Origin of the sequence: Mucilaginibacter lutimaris (assembly GCF_042676625.1) — a bacterium.
GTDB classification, from domain to species: Bacteria; Bacteroidota; Bacteroidia; order Sphingobacteriales; family Sphingobacteriaceae; genus Mucilaginibacter; species Mucilaginibacter lutimaris.
The window spans coordinates 236559-255727 of the sequence record NZ_JBHTIA010000012.1 but is presented as its reverse complement, the minus strand read 5'-3'; the positions used below and the strand labels follow the sequence as shown (position 1 = coordinate 255727).

Sequence of the window (19169 nt, the reverse complement as noted above, 5' to 3'; positions counted from 1 at the left end):
TAATGCAAAATAACAACGATAGTTCTGGCGAAGATGAATTGATTGGGCTGCTGCTAAAAAGGCAGTCGGAGTTAAATTCCCTTTTGGAAGTAACCAGGGCTATAAATAAGAATACCCCAACCCCAACGTTGATACAAATGCTGGAGGTTATCCTTAAAAATTATTTACAAATAGGTAAGTTTCGCTTCCTGGTAGAAAAGGAGGGTGCTTACAGCTGCATATCTAAATATGGCGGTAACATCGAAACTGCTGTAACACTTAACCATACCTGGGGTCATTTAAACAAAATTAAATCGCCTGCCCGGCTTACCGGCCATGCGGATGCGGTGCTAAGCAAATACGATTATTTTATACCTATATACCATAAAAACAAAGCGCTTGCTTTTGCCTTGATAGGTGATTTTAATACCTCGGGCGATATGTTAAATAACGATCTGAACTTTATACAGACGTTAATTAATGTTATTGTAGTGGCGTTAGAGAATAAGAAGCTTTTTCGTGAGCGCCTGCAGGCCGAACGTTTTAAGCGCGAAATGGAGCTTGCGGTTGAAGTGCAAAACATGCTGATCCCGCTACGCGAGCATAAAGAGGATGGTGTAGAAGTTGACGCTCGATACCAGCCGCACCAGGATATTGGCGGCGATTATTTTGATTTTTTTAGGCTTAACGAAGCGGAGTTTTTATGGTGTGTTGCCGATGTATCGGGCAAGGGAATTTCGGCAGCCTTGCTAATGGCCAACTTCCAGGCCAGTCTGCACGGTTTGGCGGCTATTGAAGAGGACCTTACCACGGTTGTTGAGCGGTTAAATAAAATAGTGATACGTAATACCAAAGGCGAGCGTTTTATTACGTTGTTTCTGGCTAAATATAACGAGCGCACCCGTAAGCTTAATTACATTAACGCAGGCCACAACCCTACTATCTTATATTCGGACGGAGAGGTTATTCCATTAAAGCTGGGTACCACCATGATAGGTGCCTTTGATGAACTGCCCTTTTTAAACGAGGGAGAGATTGATCTTGAACCGGGCAGCCTACTGTTTAACTACACCGATGGGCTGATGGATTATGAATCGCAAAACCCGAAAGTATGGGGAGAAGAAAGGCTGCTGGAGTTTGTTATAGCTAACGGAGATCTTTCTCCCGATAAATTTAACGCGGCCCTCATGAACCACATTAGCGACGTTGTAAAAGGCAAGCCTATTGATGATATAACGCTGCTTACGCTGAGGATGTCGTAAGACAGATCTACTCGCCCCGCGGCACTTCGTGCGCGACCCTCTCTACTTCGAGAAGAGGGTGAAAAAGCAATTCTTTCTCCTCTTTCCGCGTAGCAAAGAGAGGGTGGTCGAGCGAAGCGATGGCCGGGTGTGAATCCCCCTACCCAAACAATAACCCAAACACCTCCTCTATCCTGCCCACTACTTTTACATCAATGGTGTAACGTGACAGGTCGAGCCGTTTTTTATCCTTGGCCGCGGTTGGCATGTTGTACTTAGAGATAAAGATCTGCTCGAAACCAAGCTTTTGTGCTTCTGCAATGCGTTGCTCTACACGGTTAACCGCTCGGATCTCGCCCGATAATCCTATCTCTCCCGCGAAACATGTTTTTGCAGGGATAGGTATATCCTCGTGAGAGGAGATAATGGCGGCCGCCAAGCCCAGGTCTATAGCCGGATCTTCTACACGGATCCCACCTGTAATATTCAGGAACACATCTTTAGCGCCAAGCTTAAAGCCGCAGCGCTTTTCCAGTACCGCCAATAGCATGCTCATGCGTTTGGTGTCGAAGCCAGTAGCGGTTCGTTGTGGCGTTCCGTAGGCCGATGTGCTCACTAATGCCTGGGTTTCTATCAGCATTGGCCTCATGCCTTCTAATGTGGCCGATATGGTGATGCCGCTTAACGGCTCGTCGCGTTGCGATAACAGTATCTCTGACGGGTTTGATACCTCGCGCAGCCCCTCCCCCAGCATTTCATATATCCCCAACTCTGATGATGAGCCGAAGCGGTTTTTGATGGTGCGTAATATGCGGTAAACATGGTGGCGGTCGCCTTCAAATTGCAGCACGGTATCTACCATGTGCTCCAATATTTTTGGCCCGGCTATCATCCCATCTTTGGTGATATGACCAATTAAGAATACCGGCGTTGATGTTTCTTTGGCAAAGCGCAACAATTCGGCGGTACATTCGCGCACCTGAGACACGCTTCCAGGCGTTGATTCCACATGCGATGAATGAAGCGTCTGTATAGAATCGATCACCAATATATCCGGCTGTAGCTCTTCTATCTGCTTAAAGATGTTTTGGGTAGATGTTTCTGTTAGGATGAAGCACCCTTTGTTAATTTCGGATTTCGGATTAACTTCGTTGAGGGCCTCGCCGTTTTCAATTTCGGATTTTGAACTGCTCGCTTCAAACTGCTCACTGCCTACTGCAGCAAGGCGTTCTGCCCGCATTTTTATTTGATGGTCGCTTTCCTCGCCGGATACATAAAGTACTTTTACATTGGGCATGTTTAAAGCCAGTTGCAGCATAAGGGTTGATTTGCCGATGCCGGGCTCGCCGCCAATAAGCACCAATGAACCGGCAACAATACCGCCACCCAAAACGCGGTTAAATTCTTTATCGGGGGTAAGCAGGCGGTGTTCCTCCCTAAAAGTAATTTCGCCCACCTCTACAGGTTTGTTGGCGCGTTGCGATGACACGGGGCTTGCCTTCCAGGTAGGGATAGAAGCAGACGGCTTCTCTAAAATTTCCTCAACAAAAGTATTCCACTGCTGGCAGCTTGGGCATTTACCCAGCCACTTAGGCGATTCGTAGCCACAGCTCTGGCAGAAATAAGCGATTTTAGTTTTAGCCATTGTTCAAATGTGCAGATTACAGATGTGCAAATATGCAGATAGACAAAGCTAATCAAAACCGAACGATTTGCTAATAAATTTAGCTTTTAAATTCTTTTATTTTATTACATTTAAATTTATAATCAATTCACATGTTTGCATTTAAGAAAAATAAAGGGGTAGCAAAAAGAGTATTTACAATTCAAGATATAGGAGAATTATACTATAACATTTGGCCTAAAGAGCGTTTTTGGATGGGACGCGTTGATACAATTGGTACAGACAAAATTGATTTGGTGATTAACACACGCAATGATGCTGAACCTAATGTAAATCAAGTTGATCTTGTCAAAAGCATTCCTTCGGATTATGAATTTTATATGTATATGTTTTATTCATATTTAGAGGACGCTTATTCGGAATTCTCCTATGAAGAAATAGAAATGATGTTTTTTTTGACTGCTATAGAGGTAGAAGTGAATAAAGATGAATTAATGTTTACGCTCGAAGCACATTTCGATACACCTTATCAATATGACTCATTTAAATACTTTACGGTTATTAATAAAGTAATTCAATACGCCACAATTTAACTTTAAACAAAAAAGAGCAGCCATTCCAAAATGACTGCTCTTTTTTATATGCATATTGCACATCTGTGATCCCCCCATCTACAATTTTATCTCTTCGTCTTTACTTGAGAAGAATTTAAATTCGGTGATCTGGTAAGCCGGGTTGCTTTTCACTTTTATCCACTGGCCATATTTAAAGTACCATTTCATCTGGCGGTTAAATAAGCCTTTTTTTATGTATGCCTCAATGTAGGGGTGTACACAAAGCGTAATATTTTTCTCGTTTTGCTCGGTAAGTATGTAATTGAAGTTTGTTTCAATATCATCTATCAGCAATACGGTTGGCCTTATTGTTCCGGTACCGCCACAAGCAGGGCAAACCTCGCTTGTAACAATATTCATTTCGGGCCTTACACGCTGGCGTGTAATTTGTATCAGTCCAAATTTGCTCGGTGGCAAAATGGTGTGCTTGGCACGGTCATCCGCCATTTGGGCTTTCAGGTAGTCAAAAAGCTCTTTACGGTTGGTTGGCTTGTGCATGTCAATAAAATCCACAACCACTATACCACCCATATCGCGCAGGCGCAGCTGGCGGGCAATCTCTTTGGCGGCTTCCTTGTTTACCTGGTAGGCGTTCTCTTCCTGATTCTCTTTATTGGCAGTACGGTTACCGCTGTTTACGTCAATAACGTGCAGGGCTTCGGTATGCTCAATAACCAGGTATGCGCCACCGGCAAGGTTCACCGTTTTGCCAAAGGTAGATTTGATCTGCTTATCTACACCGTGGTGCTCAAAAATAGCATCCTTGTGTTTGTGTAAACGCACAATACCTTCCAGATCGGGCGAGATCTCATGTATATAAGATCTAACCTCGTCATACATACCCTGCTCGTTCACATAAATGTGCTGAAAATCGGGGTTCAGGATATCACGCAGGATGGTAGATGTACGGCCAATTTCACCCAGTACCTTTTTAGAAGGCTCGGTGCCATGCAGCTTGGTAACAAATGTTTCCCATTTCGATATCAGGTCAAGCAGGTCCTTTTGTAATTCCTGCACGCCTTTACCCTCAGATACAGTACGGATGATAACGCCGAAATGCTTTGGTTTAATGCTTTCAACCACCTTGCGCAGGCGGGTGCGTTCTGTATTGCTCTTGATCTTTTTTGAGATAGATATTACCTCAGAAAAAGGCACCAATACAACATACCGCCCTGCTATTGACAGGTCGGAACTTAAGCGCGGGCCTTTTGTAGAAATTGGCTCCTTGGCTATTTGTACCGGTACAAGCACGCCTTTTGATAAAACATCAGAGATCTTGCCCCCTTTGTTAATATCAGCTTCCGGCTTAAAATTATCTAAAAGCTTCGATTGATACCCGCCGCTACGTACTTGTTTTGTAAGCTTAAGCAGGCTTTGTACCTGCGGCCCCAAATCAAGGTAATGCAAAAAGGCATCCTTCTCATAACCTACATCCACAAACGCAGCATTCAGGCTCGGCATAATTTTTTTAATGCGGCCTAAATAAATATCCCCAACAGTATAGTTGTTAGTGATCTGTTCTTTGTGGAGTTCTACAAGTTGTTTGTCCTGTAATAATGCAATAGTAGCCCCATTGGGGGATGAATCGATAATTAATTCTTTTATCAATTGCTACTCCATTTCTTAAAGCGGTACAAAACTGCACCGCGAGTTAATAAGTGGGTAAAAAAACTCACATAAAAACCCCGGCACAGGCCGGGGTAATAAACTACTTAAGGTAGCTTATTTTTTCTTATGTCTGTTTTTTCTTAAACGCTTTTTGCGTTTGTGGGTAGCCATTTTATGTCTCTTACGTTTTTTACCGCTTGGCATAGTAATAATGTTTAAATGTGATTATTTATTTCTTTAATTCCTTTATAAACTCGTCAATGCGCGCGCCTGCAGAAGGGTCGCCCATTATATCTTTGCATTTTTCATAAGCTGCAATCGCTTCTTTCTTTTTACCCAGCTGCTTGTAGCTTTCTGCTAAATAAAAATATGGTTCAAGCTCTTCTTTTTGCGCAATAAGCGTCTTAAACCTGTCAACCGCTTTTTCGTACTGGCCGCTCTTCATGGCAAACATGCCTAAGTTCAGCAGTGCATCGTGGTTTTTAGGGTCCTGTTTAACTACATCAAGCAAAAGCGCGATACCCTGCATTGGCATAGCGCCGCCGTTTACATAAGCAACACCTAAACCTGTTTTTGCTTCAAGGCTGGCAGGCTGAAGTTTGGTAGCATTTTTAAATGCGTCAACTGCATTCACTATATAGGTACCCTGTGCCGATGTATCCTGCGACAACTTGTAAGCAGCATTAAAATCTTTACCGGCATCCAACCAATCGGCCATGGCATTGCTTTGTTTAGCAATATCAAGGTAGTAGAAGGCCGCCGGGGCTGGCTGTGCAACGCTATCCCACAGTTTGGCTATTTGCCTTTGCAGGGTAGCTTTATCAGCATCGCTTGCTGTTTTCAGCTTGTTTTCAAGTGTGGTTATTTGCTGTGCAACAGAAGCATCTATATTTACCTTAGCCGATGCAGATACTGTAGCCACATTTATATTAGCATTTGCCTTAACCATAGGCGCAGCGCCTGCGGCCGCCTGGCCACGGGTTGCTTCTTTAGTTTGCGACAAACCCTTAACCGGTAATGAATACAAATAGCCCATAATAGCAACTACTGCTACGCCTACAACTATTTGTTTAACTTTCATAACCTAATTATTTGGCTGCTTTAGCTGTTTTGTTACCGCTTCTTACTTTCTCAACAAAAGTTTTAGCCGGTTTAAAGCTTGGTACAAAGTGTTCCGGGATAATAATGGCAGTGTTTTTTGAAATATTACGGGCTGTTTTTTTAGCTCTCTTTTTAACTACAAAGCTACCGAAACCTCTTACATATACGTTTTCGCCACCAACCATTGAGGTTTTAACTACCTTGAAAAACGCCTCAACAGTTTCCTGCACGTCCACTTTTTCTATTCCTGTTTTAGATGAGATTTCAGCTATAATTTCTGCCTTGGTCATATCCTGTTTTCTTTTATTTAAATGTATAAATACTTAACTGTTTTGGGGTTGCAAAAGTATCGCTTTAAAATTAAAGAATAAAATAAATAGCAGATTTTTTTTCGGAGAGGGCATAATGGGCATTTTTGCCCGTTAATTATGATACTCAGATGATAAGGCGTTACTTTGTATAAGATGGATTTTTCGACCGAATTGATAAACTGGTACCATAATAATAAGCGCGATCTGCCATGGCGCAATACTACCGATGCATATATTATATGGCTGTCGGAAATTATTTTACAACAAACGCGCGTAGAGCAGGGCATGCCCTATTTTTATCGTTTTGCAGAAAGATACCCAACCGTAACTGCCTTTGCAGCAGCCAACGAGGATGAAGTACTGCGATTATGGCAAGGGCTGGGTTATTACTCGCGAGGCCGTAATATGTTAAAAACGGCGCAGCTGGTGCAGGAGAAATACAACGGTGTGTTCCCTGTTAAATATGATGAGCTGATTAAACTGAAGGGTGTTGGCGAATATACAGCCGCGGCAATTTCATCGTTCTCTGCTAACGAACCCAGGGCTGTTGTTGATGGCAATGTTTACCGGGTGCTTGCACGGTATTTTGGTATCGATGAACCCATAAATTCTCCTAAGGGCAAAAAAATATTTCAGCAAATGGCCAACCAAATGCTCAATAAAGAGCAGCCTGCGGTGCATAACCAGGCCATGATGGAGTTTGGCGCTATGCTTTGTAAGCCAAAAAACCCGGCATGCGGAATTTGCCCGGTGCGTATAGGTTGTGTTGCTTTTAAAACAAACGCTACCGCCTGGTTGCCTGTTAAGTTAAAGACGGTTAAAATCCGGAAACGATTTTTTAACTATATGTTAATTTCTGACGGGCAAAAAATGCTGATGAACAAACGCGGAGAGGGCGATATCTGGGCAAATATGTACGATCTGCCTTTAATTGAAACGCCATCTTTATTAGATCCGGTTGAAGTTTTACACTTGCCGCAGATGAATGTGTTTGGCAGAAACATTACCTTGAAAGATAATTCCGCTATAATTAAACACATACTTACGCATCAGCATTTATTTATACGTTTTTTTGTATTAAAAGATCTGCCCGAAGAAATACCTGTAAATTGGTTTTATGCCGATGTAAACGACTTAGAGAATTTAGCGTTGCCCAAGCCTATTTTTATATTTATAAAATATTTTTTTAATTTCTAAATAATTCTCCGTTAATTTATGGCATGTCTGGAATTAATAAAGTTATACTGGTTGGGCATTTAGGAAAGGACCCTGAAGTTAGGCATTTAGAAGGTGGCGTTGCCGTAGCCAGCTTCCCGTTAGCAACATCTGAAACATTTAATAAAGATGGCCGCAAGGTAGAGCAAACCGAGTGGCATAACATAGTTATGTGGCGCGGCCTTGCCGATGTAGCAGCTAAGTTTTTACAAAAAGGTAAACTGGTATATATAGAAGGAAAATTACGCACCCGTTCATTCGAAGATAAAGAAGGTATAAAAAAGTATACTACAGAAGTGGTGGCCGAAAACTTTACCATGCTTGGCCGCAAAACCGATTTTGAGAACGACGCTCCCGCAAAACCGGCCCTTAAAACATCAGATACTGATGGATACCGTAACAACGATGCGGACGACCTTCCTTTTTAACCAATTATAAGCATATTATATATCAGCCCTGCGGTATTGCCGCGGGGCTTTATTTTGCGTGATAATTTGGATATTGAAAATATCCCGCCATTTATCAAGGCTATTTTATTTAAATAGATATTACTGCTTTAAATATTGCGTTAAATTAGCGGTTTAAAGCCCGTGAAATCATCCGCATGAAAAAAATATCGCTACTTATTATCGCCCTTATAGGCTTTACTGCCGTTAACGCCCAAAACGCCGACAGAAGCAAATTTATAAAAGACAGTATCGATTTGTATATTAACAAAGCACTTACCAACTGGCGCATACCCGGGGCAGCGGTTTGTATTGTTAAGGATGGCAAAATTGTGTTGATGAAGGGTTATGGCATAAAAGAACTTGGACTGCCGGGCAAGGTAGATCAAAACACCTTGTTTATGATCGGCAGCAATACCAAGGCCTTTACAGCAACAGCATTAGCGATGCTGCAGGCCGAAAAGAAGTTATCGCTTGATGAAAAGGTAACCAAATACATCCCCGAGTTTAAACTGGAGAACAGGCCCGCGGGCGAAATGGCGATTGTAAAAGATCTGTTGAGCCACCGTTTAGGTTTCCGTACCTTTCAGGGAGATTTTACTTTTTACAACACCAACTTAAGCCGCCACGAGGTGATAGAAAAGTTGGGTAAAATGAAAGCCACTTACCCCTTCCGTACCACATGGGGTTACACCAACTCGGCATTTTTAACTGCCGGAGAGATAATACCACGCGTTACAGGCAAACAATGGGAAACATATTTAAAAGAAAGCATTTTTGCCCCGCTGGGCATGACAAGCACCCTGGCGCTTACTGCCGAAATGCCAAAAGCGCTTAACCGTACCGTTCCGCATACGTTGATAGATGGCCGCCTATCTGCCATACCTTACTGTAATATTGATGGGCTGGCGCCTGCAGGCAGCATCAGCTCGTCGGCGGCAGACATGGGTAAGTGGGTTATGGCTTTGCTTGATAATGGCAAAGTGGGCAACAAGCAGGTAATACCAGCCGCCGCGATTGCTGCTACACGCCAGCCGCAGGATTATGTAAGCCCCGTAAACCATTTGAATGGCGAAACCGGCTTTGAACTTTATGGCCTTGGCTGGTTCCTGCAAGACTATAGCGGCCGCCGCCTGGTAATGCACGATGGTGGCGTTAATGGTTATGTATCTTCCGTTACATTGGTGCCTAAAGAAAACCTGGGCATAGTGATCTTAACCAATACGGATCAGAATTCGTTTTATGAGGCTATGCGCTGGGATATTTTAGACGTGTTTTTTAAAAACAAGAACAATCATTATAACGATACCTACCTGGGGTACAATAAGGCTAATACAGCTAACTTCCAGGCAATTGATAAAAAAATGCGCGACAGTACGATGCTTAACCTTAAGCCGCAGCTATCTACCGGTAAATACACCGGTAAATATGTGAACGACCTTTACGGGAACCTCGAAGTTACCCCGGGAGATGTTGGCAACGACCTGGAGATTCGCTTTGAGCACCATCCAAAGATGTTTGCCCGTTTACAGCCACTGGGCGGTAACAGGTTTTACGTAACCTTCTCCGACCCGGTATTGGGCAAGGCTATATTCCCTTTTACAGTTGTAGATGGTAAGGTAACCGGCGTACGTGTTAAACTAGCTGATTTTGTAGAGTACAATTCCTATGATTTTAAAAAGGTGGATAAGTAATAACCCAATAGAAATCTCTACAAGGGCATATTGCTACTTATTAATAGCAGAAAATTTGTCACTATTGTTTGAAATGACAAGTATGAAACTACAGCTAATCAGCCAACGCCGCTTTTAATATCTCAATCAACTCTGGATCATTATACTGATATTCGTCTGGGATGTTGAGTACTTGTATTTGTTTATGACGTGCATCGAACTGTTGTTTAATAATATCGCGGTGCTTGTTTTCCATTACAAAAACAACATCTGCCCAATCCAACATTTTTTGGTTGAGCTTCACCCGTGCCTTGTCGCTGTTGCCTGCACTGCGGGATTGGTGCAATTGATGGCCTCTAAACAATAACTCGGCCGTTGGGCTTCGCCATTGGTTTTTACTGCAAATGAAGAGGAGGTTTGGCATACTTACTTAGCTTACCAATAGAATTCGAATTACAACACTTGCAATAAGTATCATTATAGATAAATAAAAAATTATTCTTCCGTGCGCTCTGTCGTTTTCGTTATAGCTATATAATTGCTCTCCGTTTGGAAGCGTTTTTTTATGAGTGAAAAGGTGCCATCCTATAAATGCACCCAGCGCTCCGCCGAGTATCGCGAAAAAATATCCAAAGAAAATCCAGGTTCCCTGCGATTTTTCGGGTTGTTTTAAGCGCTCTATCCTGTTATTATTTAACTCGGTTAAAAATTTTCCGTAACATTTACGCCTCGTTCTTTCAATATTTTTACTGCCAGCAGGTTGTCATATTGGCTCCACTCATCAGGTTTAGAAATTAAGTCTAAGAGTTCTTCATTAGTAAAATCATAGAGATAGTGGTCAACTTCAGCGGTATCAATGCTTTTGCTTTCTTCTACCTTCAAAATCTCATTAACCTTTATAAAATCATTGGCATTTATCTTAACTGCATAATCTTTAGCCGTTTCGTCCGCATAAAACGTAGGATTAAACAAAGTAGATTCTTCATTAATCTCATACGGAATTTCATGCCTGTTTAAAACATCGGCAAGTTCCTGAGCCAATGCTATATCGTTAAATTTTTTATAGGTTATGAAGTGTTCCATCTTACTTCCCCTTTCCCGCCATATAATCCAACGTTAAATTGCAAAGCGCTTTTACACCGAGAGTAAACCCACCTTCGTCCAGGTAAAAATCTGGCGTGTGGTGCGATGGAGCTGTAAGGCTGTTGCCGCCTTTTGGCATCCCACCCAAAAAGAAAAATATGCCGGGCACCTTTTGTTGGTAAAAGCTAAAATCTTCGGCCCCTGTAACGGGTGGGCGCAGCAATACGTTTTCCTTACCGGCGGTTGCCTCCAACGTAGGCAGCATTTTGGCGGTTAGGGCAATATCATTAAAAGTAACAGGATATTTGTTACTATATGGGATCTGTACTTCGGCTGTGGCGCCGTTGGCTTCGGCTGTTTTGCTTGCAATACGTTTAACGTTCTCGGTGATGAGTTTCTCGTCGCCATCAGTAAAGTAACGTACGGTGCCCTGCATTTTTACGCTTTCGGGTATGATATTGAAGCGCGAGCCGCCCTGTATCAAACCTATGGTAACTACAGCGGGGTTTTCGGTAACGTTAATGTTGCGGCTAACAATGGTTTGCAGGCCGGTGATGATCTGTGCCGATACGACAACCGGGTCGACACTGCTCCATGGGTATGCGCCATGTGCCGAACGACCTTTTACGATGATCTGCAGATCCTTTACCCCTGCCATGGTGCCGCCCGGGCGATAAACTATTTTGCCAACCTCGGTTTGTGAATTAATGTGCAGGCCAAATATCACGTCGACCTTCGGGTTTTCCATTACACCCTGTTTCACCATTTCTTCGGCGCCGCCCTTTTCGCCAACCGGCGCACCTTCTTCGGCGGGTTGAAAAATAAATTTAACCGTGCCGTGCAGGTCTTTCTTCATGGATGACAGTATTTCGGCCACGCCCATCAATATGGCCATGTGCGAATCGTGGCCACAGGCATGCATGGCGCCAACTTCCTGCCCGTTATATTGCGTTTTTACTTTTGAAGCGAAGGGCAGGTTTACCCGTTCAGTAACGGGCAGGCCATCCATATCGGCACGCAAGGCAACCACCGGGCCGGGGAAGCCACCTTTAAGTGTGCCAACAACACCGGTAGTAGCAACCCCCGTTTGCACTTCAATACCTAACGATTGCAGATGTTTGGCGATGATGCCTGATGTGCGTACCTCGCGGTTACCCAACTCCGGGTGCTCGTGGAAGTCGCGCCTCCAGGCAATTATTTTACTTTCCAGCGCATCTGCTTTGGCGCTAATAACCTTTTTGGATGAAGCGTTTTGAGCCAATCCACTTAAAAAGGGAAGGCAAAAAAGAAGGGTTAAAAGTTTTTTCATTGCTACAGTTTAGTGCAGTAAGATAAACTTTTAACCCTGAAATAAAAAGTGCTTGGTGTTAACCTACAGCAGGTGTTTTGCCGTCAACAGATTTTACAGTAATGGTAAATATAAGTACTGAATTAGCTGGTATCGGACCGTTTACGTAAGGGCCGTAACCGTAATTTGAAGGGATAATCAATAATATTTTACCACCATTTTTAATTTTAGGCAAGCCAATTTGCCAGCCCGCTATAACTTGCGGAAGCGTAAAAGACAGATTATCTTTTGCTTCAAAAACTACATCTTTTAAATCCTTGCCCTCGTAATTAACAATAAGTTTAGAGCTTGGGGTTATTGCTTCACCAGTGCCGGCATCAAGCACCTGGTAATATACACCAGAAGTTTCATCTTTGGTTGCCAGGATATTGGGATGGCCGTTTAAATAAGCAAGGATCAGGTCATTGTCTATTTTTGCCTGCGCGGCAACATCTACAACGGGCACCGGTTGTGTTTTTTCTTTTGAGCATGAGGCTAATCCAACAACCAGCACACTAAGAATAAGTAAGTATTTTTTCATGATTTTTAAATTTACTAAAATTTATTGAACGCTTAATACATCAACAGTAAATACCAGTACCGAGTTTGCAGGTATACTGCCGGTAGGGCTTGTGCCATAACCTAAAGCCGATGGAATAATAAGTAATATACGGCTGCCCGCGCTAGCGTGCGTTAATCCATACTTCCAACCCTGAATAATGCCACCCTGCATATCGGCAGCATAACCTGTGCGGGCGTCAAACTGAGTACCGTTAAGCAATTTACCAACATAATTAACACTAATAATACTTGTTGAGTTAACACCTTTGCCCGTACCCTCGGTAATGATCTGGTAATAAATACCGTTTGCATCCTTAGTTGCTTTAATATTTGGATTGGCTGTGAGGTAAGCCTGTATTGCGGCTTCATCCTTGGCGGCCTGGGCACCATTATCAGTTTTGTCGTCCTTTTTGCATGACGCGAAGGCAGCAATAAATAAGCTTAGTATCAGTATAGTTTTTTTCATGTTACTAATAACGCAGAAAATTACGCGGGTGATACAGTAGTTTTAATTTTTAGTTCATTAAGTTGCGCATCAGCAATGGTTGATGGCGAATCTATCATCACATCGCGGCCCGAGTTGTTTTTAGGGAACGCGATCACATCGCGGATAGAATCCAAACCAGCGAAGATAGAGGCCAACCTGTCAAACCCGAACGCTATACCACCATGCGGAGGTGCGCCGTACTCAAAAGCATCCATTAAAAAGCCAAATTGTTTTTGGGCTTCTTCTTTAGAAAAACCAAGGTGCTTAAACATCAGGGACTGTAACTCGCGGTCGTGGATACGGATAGAGCCACCGCCAATTTCGGTGCCGTTTATAACCAGGTCGTAGGCATTTGCACGAACGTTTTTAGGGTCGGTATCAAGCAAGGCAATGTCCTCCGGCTTGGGCGATGTGAACGGGTGGTGCATTGCATGGTAACGTTCTGTCTCTTCATCCCACTCCAACAGCGGAAAATCTAACACCCAAAGCGGCGCGAATTTATTCTTATCGCGCAGGCCTAAGCGGCCGCCAACTTCTAAACGCAACTCGTTTAGTTGCTTGCGCACTTTATCAGTTTCACCGGCTAGTATCAGGATCAAGTCGCCCTTTTCGGTTTCAAAGGCGGCGCTCCATTTGGCCAGTTCTTCTTCATTATAAAATTTATCTACCGATGATTTCAGCATACCGTCCTCGTTATGGCGGGCATAAATTAAACCGGTAGCGCCAATTTGCGGGCGTTTCATCCACTCTGTTAATTCATCAATTTGCTTGCGGGTATAGTTTGCGCAGCCTTTGGCGTTGATGCCAACAACCAGTTCGGCATTATCAAAAATGCTGAAGCCTTTGCCTTTAACTACATCGTTCAGTTCTACAAACTGCATCCCAAAACGGGTGTCGGGTTTGTCTGAACCGTATAGGCGCATCGCATCGGCATATTGCATACGAGGGAAATCGCCAAGCTCCAAGCCTTTAACAGTACGGAACAGGTGGCGGGTTAAGCCCTCAAATATATTCAGGATATCTTCCTGGGTGATGAACGACATTTCGCAGTCTATTTGCGTAAACTCCGGCTGCCTGTCGGCACGCAGGTCCTCATCCCTAAAACATTTCACGATCTGGAAATAGCGGTCAAACCCGCTTACCATCAATAACTGTTTAAAAGTTTGCGGCGATTGCGGCAGGGCGTAAAATTCGCCCGGGTTCATGCGGCTTGGTACCACAAAGTCGCGTGCACCCTCCGGTGTCGATTTGATCAGTACCGGGGTCTCTACCTCGATGAAGTCGATATCAGACAAATAACGACGGATCTCCTGTGCCATTTTGTGGCGCAAAACAAGGTTGTTGCGTATAGGGTTACGGCGCAGATCTAAATAACGGTACTTAGCGCGCAGTTCTTCGCCGCCGTCAGTTTCATCTTCTATTAAGAATGGAGGGATCTTCGCCGCGTTTAATATTTCCAGTTCGGTTACGGCAATTTCAACCTCACCTGTAGGTATCTTGGTGTTTTTATTAGAACGCTCTACCACGGTGCCTGTAACCTTAATTACAAACTCGCGGCCCAGCTGCTTACCGGCTTCGCGCAGCTCGGCATCGGTATCGGTATTTAAAACCAGTTGGGTTAAACCATAACGGTCGCGCACATCAATAAATGTGGTGCCGCCTAAGTCGCGCGATTTTTGAACCCAGCCGCAGAGGGTTACCGTTTCACCTAAATTGCTGATATTTAATTGCCCGCAGGTATGTGTTCTAAGCATAATTCCTTCTTTTAAAAGTGAGCAAAAGTACTGTTTTGAGGCGAAAGGTAAAAGCTAAAAGGGAAAGCAAATTGGTCCTAAGAATTCAGCACAACATTACAATGGATATTAATTGATGCAGGGTATTGCCAGACGCATTATTTTATCTTGATCATTGTAATTTGTAGGCTATCGCCCTTACGAACGGTGTTGAGCTGCATGCGGGTACCTGTATATTTACTAATTGCAGCGGTAGCGCTGTCTGTAGGGTTGTAATCTTTTAAAAAGCTGAGCTGTAAGGTTTGCCTGGCTTTATTATACTTGTATTCAACATTTGTTGATCGGTCTTTGTCGTAGTAATAGGGGTTGGGGCATAAAATAAGATTATTGTGCGATTCTATGTAAACGGTAGTCCATGCGAGGGAATCTTTCATCCATGCATCAGACCTAACAGTGTCTTTATTGCGGATCATTTGACTTATACGCCACTTACCAATAATCTCAGGTTTGGCATCCACGGTTGCTAAATACCATATAAAGGCAAAAGCAGCAATTATTGACGCGAATTTTAAAAAGTATCTGAACCATTTATGGCCTGCTTCCGGTAAATGTGATGCCGGATGAAATAAGATAGGTTTTAGATCGGGCCAGCGCAAGATCAACAGGTATACCAAGCCAAGAGTAAATATCACCGAATTAAGAAATGCCCCTACAGCTATGTCATAAAATATATTAATAAGCACAATGTTTGCCATAACGGGGATCAGGATAATAACGCCCAGTAAGGTTGTTCGCCTGAATAGTAAGAGTATTGCACCCATTATCTGACAAAGCGCAATAATTAATACCATGGGGTATGAGTGCGCAAAGTAATTCCAGGTGAGGTTAAAGCCATTAAGGCTGCCCGCAAGGGTATCTTCCCGGTGAAAAGATTGGCCAAATTGCGTTTTAAGAACTTTTGCAAAGCCATAGGTTGCTATATCGAATGCCAGCCAATACCGCAACATGCCGCGGAACCAGGCATGCAGCAAACCCGAATTAATGGTTTTACGATTTTCTTTAAAATGCCAGTAAATAGAATAAGCGAATCCAATAATAAGGGCTATAACTACCTGGCCAATGAAAACATAGCTGAAAAAGGCATTACCAAGCCTCATCAATACCGAACGGGGCAAGATCTCGAAAAGGATAGCGATTGTATTAGTTACTGCTAATGCTGCAAAAGAACATTCGGTGAATTTTAAGAACCAGTTGCTTTTGTAACTGGCTGTAGCGTTTTGATTATCCATTGTGAATGAAAGGCTTAAGTATAAAAGTAAATAAATATTTCTTTTACAAAAAATACATGTTAACACCTTCACTATTACGTATACCGGCCTACATTTAGGAAAGATTGATTTATAGTCGTTGCTTTTAAAATCAAAAACTATATTTGCCACATAATTCTCAAGGGGTGCCTTGCTTTGAGCAATCAAACTGAAAGACAGGCTGAGATCAAACCCATTGTTTTTTGAGGTCAAAAGTTAAAAGTAACAAGTCAAAAGTGTGCACGCTTAAGACTTAAACTTCATACTCCCGACTAAAATAGAAACATGCACCTGATCCGGGTAATGCCGGCGTAGGGAGAGGTAACAAGTTAAGTGTACTGCCATTATACCCTGGTGAGCAGATGGTTTAACTCATTTTATTGTTTAACAATTTGAAAAATTTATTTGCGGCGCTTATCGCCCTGCTGCTGCCTGTCCTGGCATCGGCCCAGTTTTCCATCAGCGGAAAGATCACCAACCAAGCGGGCGAGGCCTTGCCCGGCGCTACGGTAACTATTACCAGCCCTGCCACCAACACTCAAACAGATGTTAAAGGTAACTATCAATTAAGCGATCTGCCGGCGGGTAGCTACACCATTAAAGCCAGTTACATTGGCTACCAAACAACCTTACAAACTATTAATTTCACCGCCAGCCAGGTTATAAATTTCTCGCTTATTAATAGTGTTTTTAGTGCCGAGGAAGTAACCATAACAGCAACCCGCGCGGGCCGTAACTCGCCAACGGCGTTTACCAATCTCAGCAAAAAGGAGATCCAGAAAAACAACTTTGGGCAGGATCTGCCGTATATGCTGGCACAAACACCATCGGCAGTAGTAAGTTCTGATGCGGGCACGGGCATTGGCTATACCGGCATCCGCATCCGCGGAAGCGACGGTACACGTATCAACGTAACTGTTAACGGTATCCCGTTAAATGACGCAGAAAGCCAGGGTTCGTTTTTTGTGAACCTGCCCGATCTAACCTCTTCTGTCAACAATATACAGGTACAGCGTGGTGTAGGTACATCCACCAATGGCGCGGGCGCTTTTGGCGGTAGCATCAACATACAAACAAATACCCGCAGAGACACCGGTTATGCCGATATTAATAACACCGTAGGTTCATACGGTACGGTTAAAAATACCGTAAGCTTGGGTACGGGTTTATTGAACGGGCACTTTAGCTTTGATGGCAGATTGTCGAGGATTCGGTCTGACGGGTACATCGACCGCGCGTCGTCAAACCTGCGTTCATTCTTTCTGAGCGGCGCTTATTATGATAAAAACAGCACGTTAAGGCTTAATGTATTTTCGGGTATTGAACGCACTTACCAGGCATGGAATGGTGTGCCCGATTATGTTATTGGCGACCCAACCCGCAAAGATAACCGCACCTATAATGAGCTTGGCCTGATGCCCGATAGTACTTATTATAAAGACCAGGTAGATAACTACCAGCAGAACCATTACCAGCTATTGTATGATAGAAAGCTTACCGATAAGCTGGCCTTTAGCGGCGCGCTGCATTATACAAAAGGTTATGGATATTACGAGGAATTTAAGAGAGACCAGGCGGTTACCAAATATGGCTTAACCCCGGTTGTTTTAGGTGGTACACCTATCACCAATACAGATCTTGTCCGCCGCTTGTGGCTAAATAACGATTTTTACGGCATAACCTATGCCTTAAAATACCAAGCGCAAAGCAACCTTAACTTTACGTTAGGTGGCGCCTACAACCGCTACACAGGCGCGCATTATGGTAACATTATTTATACCGCGCAAAGCGCGGGCATAACCCCTAATTACGAGTACTACCGTGATAATGCGCGTAAAACCGACTTTAACATTTTTGGCCGCGGCGAATACAAATTGGGTGATGTAACCCTATTTGCCGATCTGCAATACCGCCGGATCGATTATTCGTTCCTTGGTTTCGACAGGAATTTGAATAATGTGCAGCAGGAGGCCAGGCTTAACTTTTTTAACCCTAAAGCGGGTGTAACTTATGAGATAGATGAGCACAACAATGTTTACGCGTCATTCGCCGTAGGTAACCACGAGCCAAACCGGGACGATTACACCAACTCTACCCCTGCCAGCAGGCCCAAACCTGAGAACCTAAAAGATTTTGAAGCCGGTTACCGTATCAGTACCGATGCATTTAAAGGAGGGATAAACCTGTTTTATATGCTGTACAAAAACCAGTTGATACTTACCGGCGCGCTTAATGATGTAGGCTCGGCAACACGTATCAATGTGGATGATAGTTACCGAGCGGGTATTGAGGTTGACGGCCGTTTAAAAATTACCAAACAATTAAGCTGGGCCGCAAACGCAACCGTTAGTACCAATAAAATTAAAAACCTGACCCGCACCCTGGCCAGTTACGATGACGACTACAATCCGCTTACCCCGGTAACACAAACATTCAAAAAAACAGACATTGCTTACTCGCCGTCGCTAATTGTAGGGAGCGAGATCGCTTACTCGCCCGTACCAAACGGCAGCATCGCTTTTGTGAGCAAATATGTAAGCAGGCAATTTTTAGATAATACGGGTAACGTTAACCCTACGGGTTACAGCACCTCGCCGGATGTGGCTAATAATCCTTACGCGGTTAACAGGTTACTAAAAGCGTATTTTGTAAACGATGTAAGGCTGAGCTATAACATCCACACCAAAGCCATTAAAAACATTGGTTTGGGTTTGCTGGTAAATAATGTATTCAGCAAAAAGTACGAAGCCAACGGCGCCACCTACCCCGAGGTAGATAGCGGTGTGCTGGTTAACTATAACTATTATTTCCCCCAGGCAACGCGCAACTTTTTAGCATCCGTTAGCTTAAGCTTTTAAG

The 19169-nt window shown here is 43.5% G+C and carries 17 protein-coding genes; 6 read left to right on the top strand and 11 right to left on the bottom strand.

Annotation, left to right across the window (positions count from 1 at the left end):
• Positions 1-2 precede the first annotated feature (2 nt).
• Positions 3-1241 carry a PP2C family protein-serine/threonine phosphatase gene (locus ACFQZI_RS16065; RefSeq protein ID WP_377144232.1) on the top strand — a complete coding sequence of 413 codons (1239 nt, stop codon included), beginning with the start codon at positions 3-5 and terminating at the stop codon, positions 1239-1241.
• 139 nt (positions 1242-1380) lie between these two features.
• Here the strand turns inward: ACFQZI_RS16065 and radA are convergent, their stop codons facing one another.
• Complete coding sequence (radA, locus tag ACFQZI_RS16060; protein ID WP_377144230.1) at positions 1381-2865, bottom strand: DNA repair protein RadA; 1485 nt, start codon at positions 2863-2865, stop codon at positions 1381-1383.
• A gap of 131 nt (positions 2866-2996) precedes the next feature.
• Between radA and ACFQZI_RS16055 the strand changes: the two genes are divergently transcribed.
• Positions 2997-3437, top strand: coding sequence for a hypothetical protein (locus tag ACFQZI_RS16055; protein WP_377144228.1), 441 nt, complete (start codon positions 2997-2999; stop codon positions 3435-3437).
• Positions 3438-3515: 78 nt separating this feature from the next.
• On the opposite strand, the gene ACFQZI_RS16050 is transcribed toward ACFQZI_RS16055, so the two are convergent.
• The 3 genes from ACFQZI_RS16050 to ACFQZI_RS16040 all read right to left on the bottom strand — a co-directional run bounded on the left by ACFQZI_RS16050 (position 3516) and on the right by ACFQZI_RS16040 (position 6457).
• Positions 3516-5066 carry an Rne/Rng family ribonuclease gene (locus tag ACFQZI_RS16050; RefSeq protein WP_377144226.1) on the bottom strand — a complete coding sequence of 517 codons (1551 nt, stop codon included), beginning with the start codon at positions 5064-5066 and terminating at the stop codon, positions 3516-3518.
• A gap of 229 nt (positions 5067-5295) precedes the next feature.
• A complete protein-coding gene (locus ACFQZI_RS16045; protein ID WP_377144224.1) occupies positions 5296-6147 on the bottom strand; it encodes a tetratricopeptide repeat protein in 852 nt (283 codons plus the stop codon).
• Positions 6148-6154: 7 nt separating this feature from the next.
• Positions 6155-6457 carry an HU family DNA-binding protein gene (locus tag ACFQZI_RS16040; RefSeq protein ID WP_377144222.1) on the bottom strand — a complete coding sequence of 101 codons (303 nt, stop codon included), beginning with the start codon at positions 6455-6457 and terminating at the stop codon, positions 6155-6157.
• A 174-nt stretch (positions 6458-6631) separates the two neighbouring features.
• Between ACFQZI_RS16040 and mutY the strand changes: the two genes are divergently transcribed.
• From mutY to ACFQZI_RS16025, 3 genes are all read left to right on the top strand, one after another.
• Positions 6632-7675: an A/G-specific adenine glycosylase gene (mutY, locus tag ACFQZI_RS16035; RefSeq protein WP_377144219.1), complete on the top strand. Its 1044-nt coding sequence runs from the start codon at positions 6632-6634 to the stop codon at positions 7673-7675.
• A gap of 23 nt (positions 7676-7698) precedes the next feature.
• On the top strand, positions 7699-8121 hold the full coding sequence (locus tag ACFQZI_RS16030) for a single-stranded DNA-binding protein (RefSeq protein WP_377144217.1): 423 nt from the start codon (positions 7699-7701) through the stop codon (positions 8119-8121).
• 176 nt (positions 8122-8297) lie between these two features.
• Positions 8298-9833: a serine hydrolase gene (locus tag ACFQZI_RS16025; RefSeq protein WP_377144215.1), complete on the top strand. Its 1536-nt coding sequence runs from the start codon at positions 8298-8300 to the stop codon at positions 9831-9833.
• Between the two features lie 94 nt (positions 9834-9927).
• Here ACFQZI_RS16025 and ACFQZI_RS16020 read toward each other — a convergent pair whose 3' ends face one another.
• The 7 genes from ACFQZI_RS16020 to ACFQZI_RS15990 form a co-directional block, all read right to left on the bottom strand.
• Complete coding sequence (locus ACFQZI_RS16020) at positions 9928-10236, bottom strand: low molecular weight protein tyrosine phosphatase family protein (RefSeq protein WP_377144213.1); 309 nt, start codon at positions 10234-10236, stop codon at positions 9928-9930.
• 278 nt (positions 10237-10514) lie between these two features.
• The gene (locus tag ACFQZI_RS16015) at positions 10515-10895 is read right to left on the bottom strand and encodes a hypothetical protein (RefSeq protein ID WP_377144211.1); all 381 of its coding nucleotides are present in this window, start codon (positions 10893-10895) and stop codon (positions 10515-10517) included.
• A 1-nt stretch (position 10896) separates the two neighbouring features.
• On the bottom strand, positions 10897-12204 hold the full coding sequence (locus ACFQZI_RS16010; protein WP_377144209.1) for an amidohydrolase: 1308 nt from the start codon (positions 12202-12204) through the stop codon (positions 10897-10899).
• Between the two features lie 58 nt (positions 12205-12262).
• Positions 12263-12763, bottom strand: a complete 501-nt coding sequence (locus ACFQZI_RS16005) for an FKBP-type peptidyl-prolyl cis-trans isomerase (protein ID WP_377144207.1) — start codon at positions 12761-12763, stop codon at positions 12263-12265.
• Between the two features lie 21 nt (positions 12764-12784).
• Positions 12785-13249 carry an FKBP-type peptidyl-prolyl cis-trans isomerase gene (locus ACFQZI_RS16000; RefSeq protein ID WP_377144205.1) on the bottom strand — a complete coding sequence of 155 codons (465 nt, stop codon included), beginning with the start codon at positions 13247-13249 and terminating at the stop codon, positions 12785-12787.
• Positions 13250-13269: 20 nt separating this feature from the next.
• Entirely contained in the window at positions 13270-15024 is a 1755-nt protein-coding gene (gene aspS, locus ACFQZI_RS15995) for an aspartate--tRNA ligase (RefSeq protein WP_377144203.1), read from the bottom strand.
• Between the two features lie 137 nt (positions 15025-15161).
• The gene (locus ACFQZI_RS15990; RefSeq protein ID WP_377144201.1) at positions 15162-16292 is read right to left on the bottom strand and encodes a hypothetical protein; all 1131 of its coding nucleotides are present in this window, start codon (positions 16290-16292) and stop codon (positions 15162-15164) included.
• A 410-nt stretch (positions 16293-16702) separates the two neighbouring features.
• Here ACFQZI_RS15990 and ACFQZI_RS15985 point away from each other — a divergent pair, with 410 nt between their 5' ends.
• Positions 16703-19168 (top strand): TonB-dependent receptor, encoded by a 2466-nt coding sequence (locus ACFQZI_RS15985; protein WP_377144199.1) that lies wholly within the window; start codon positions 16703-16705, stop codon positions 19166-19168.
• Position 19169: the final 1 nt, after the last annotated feature.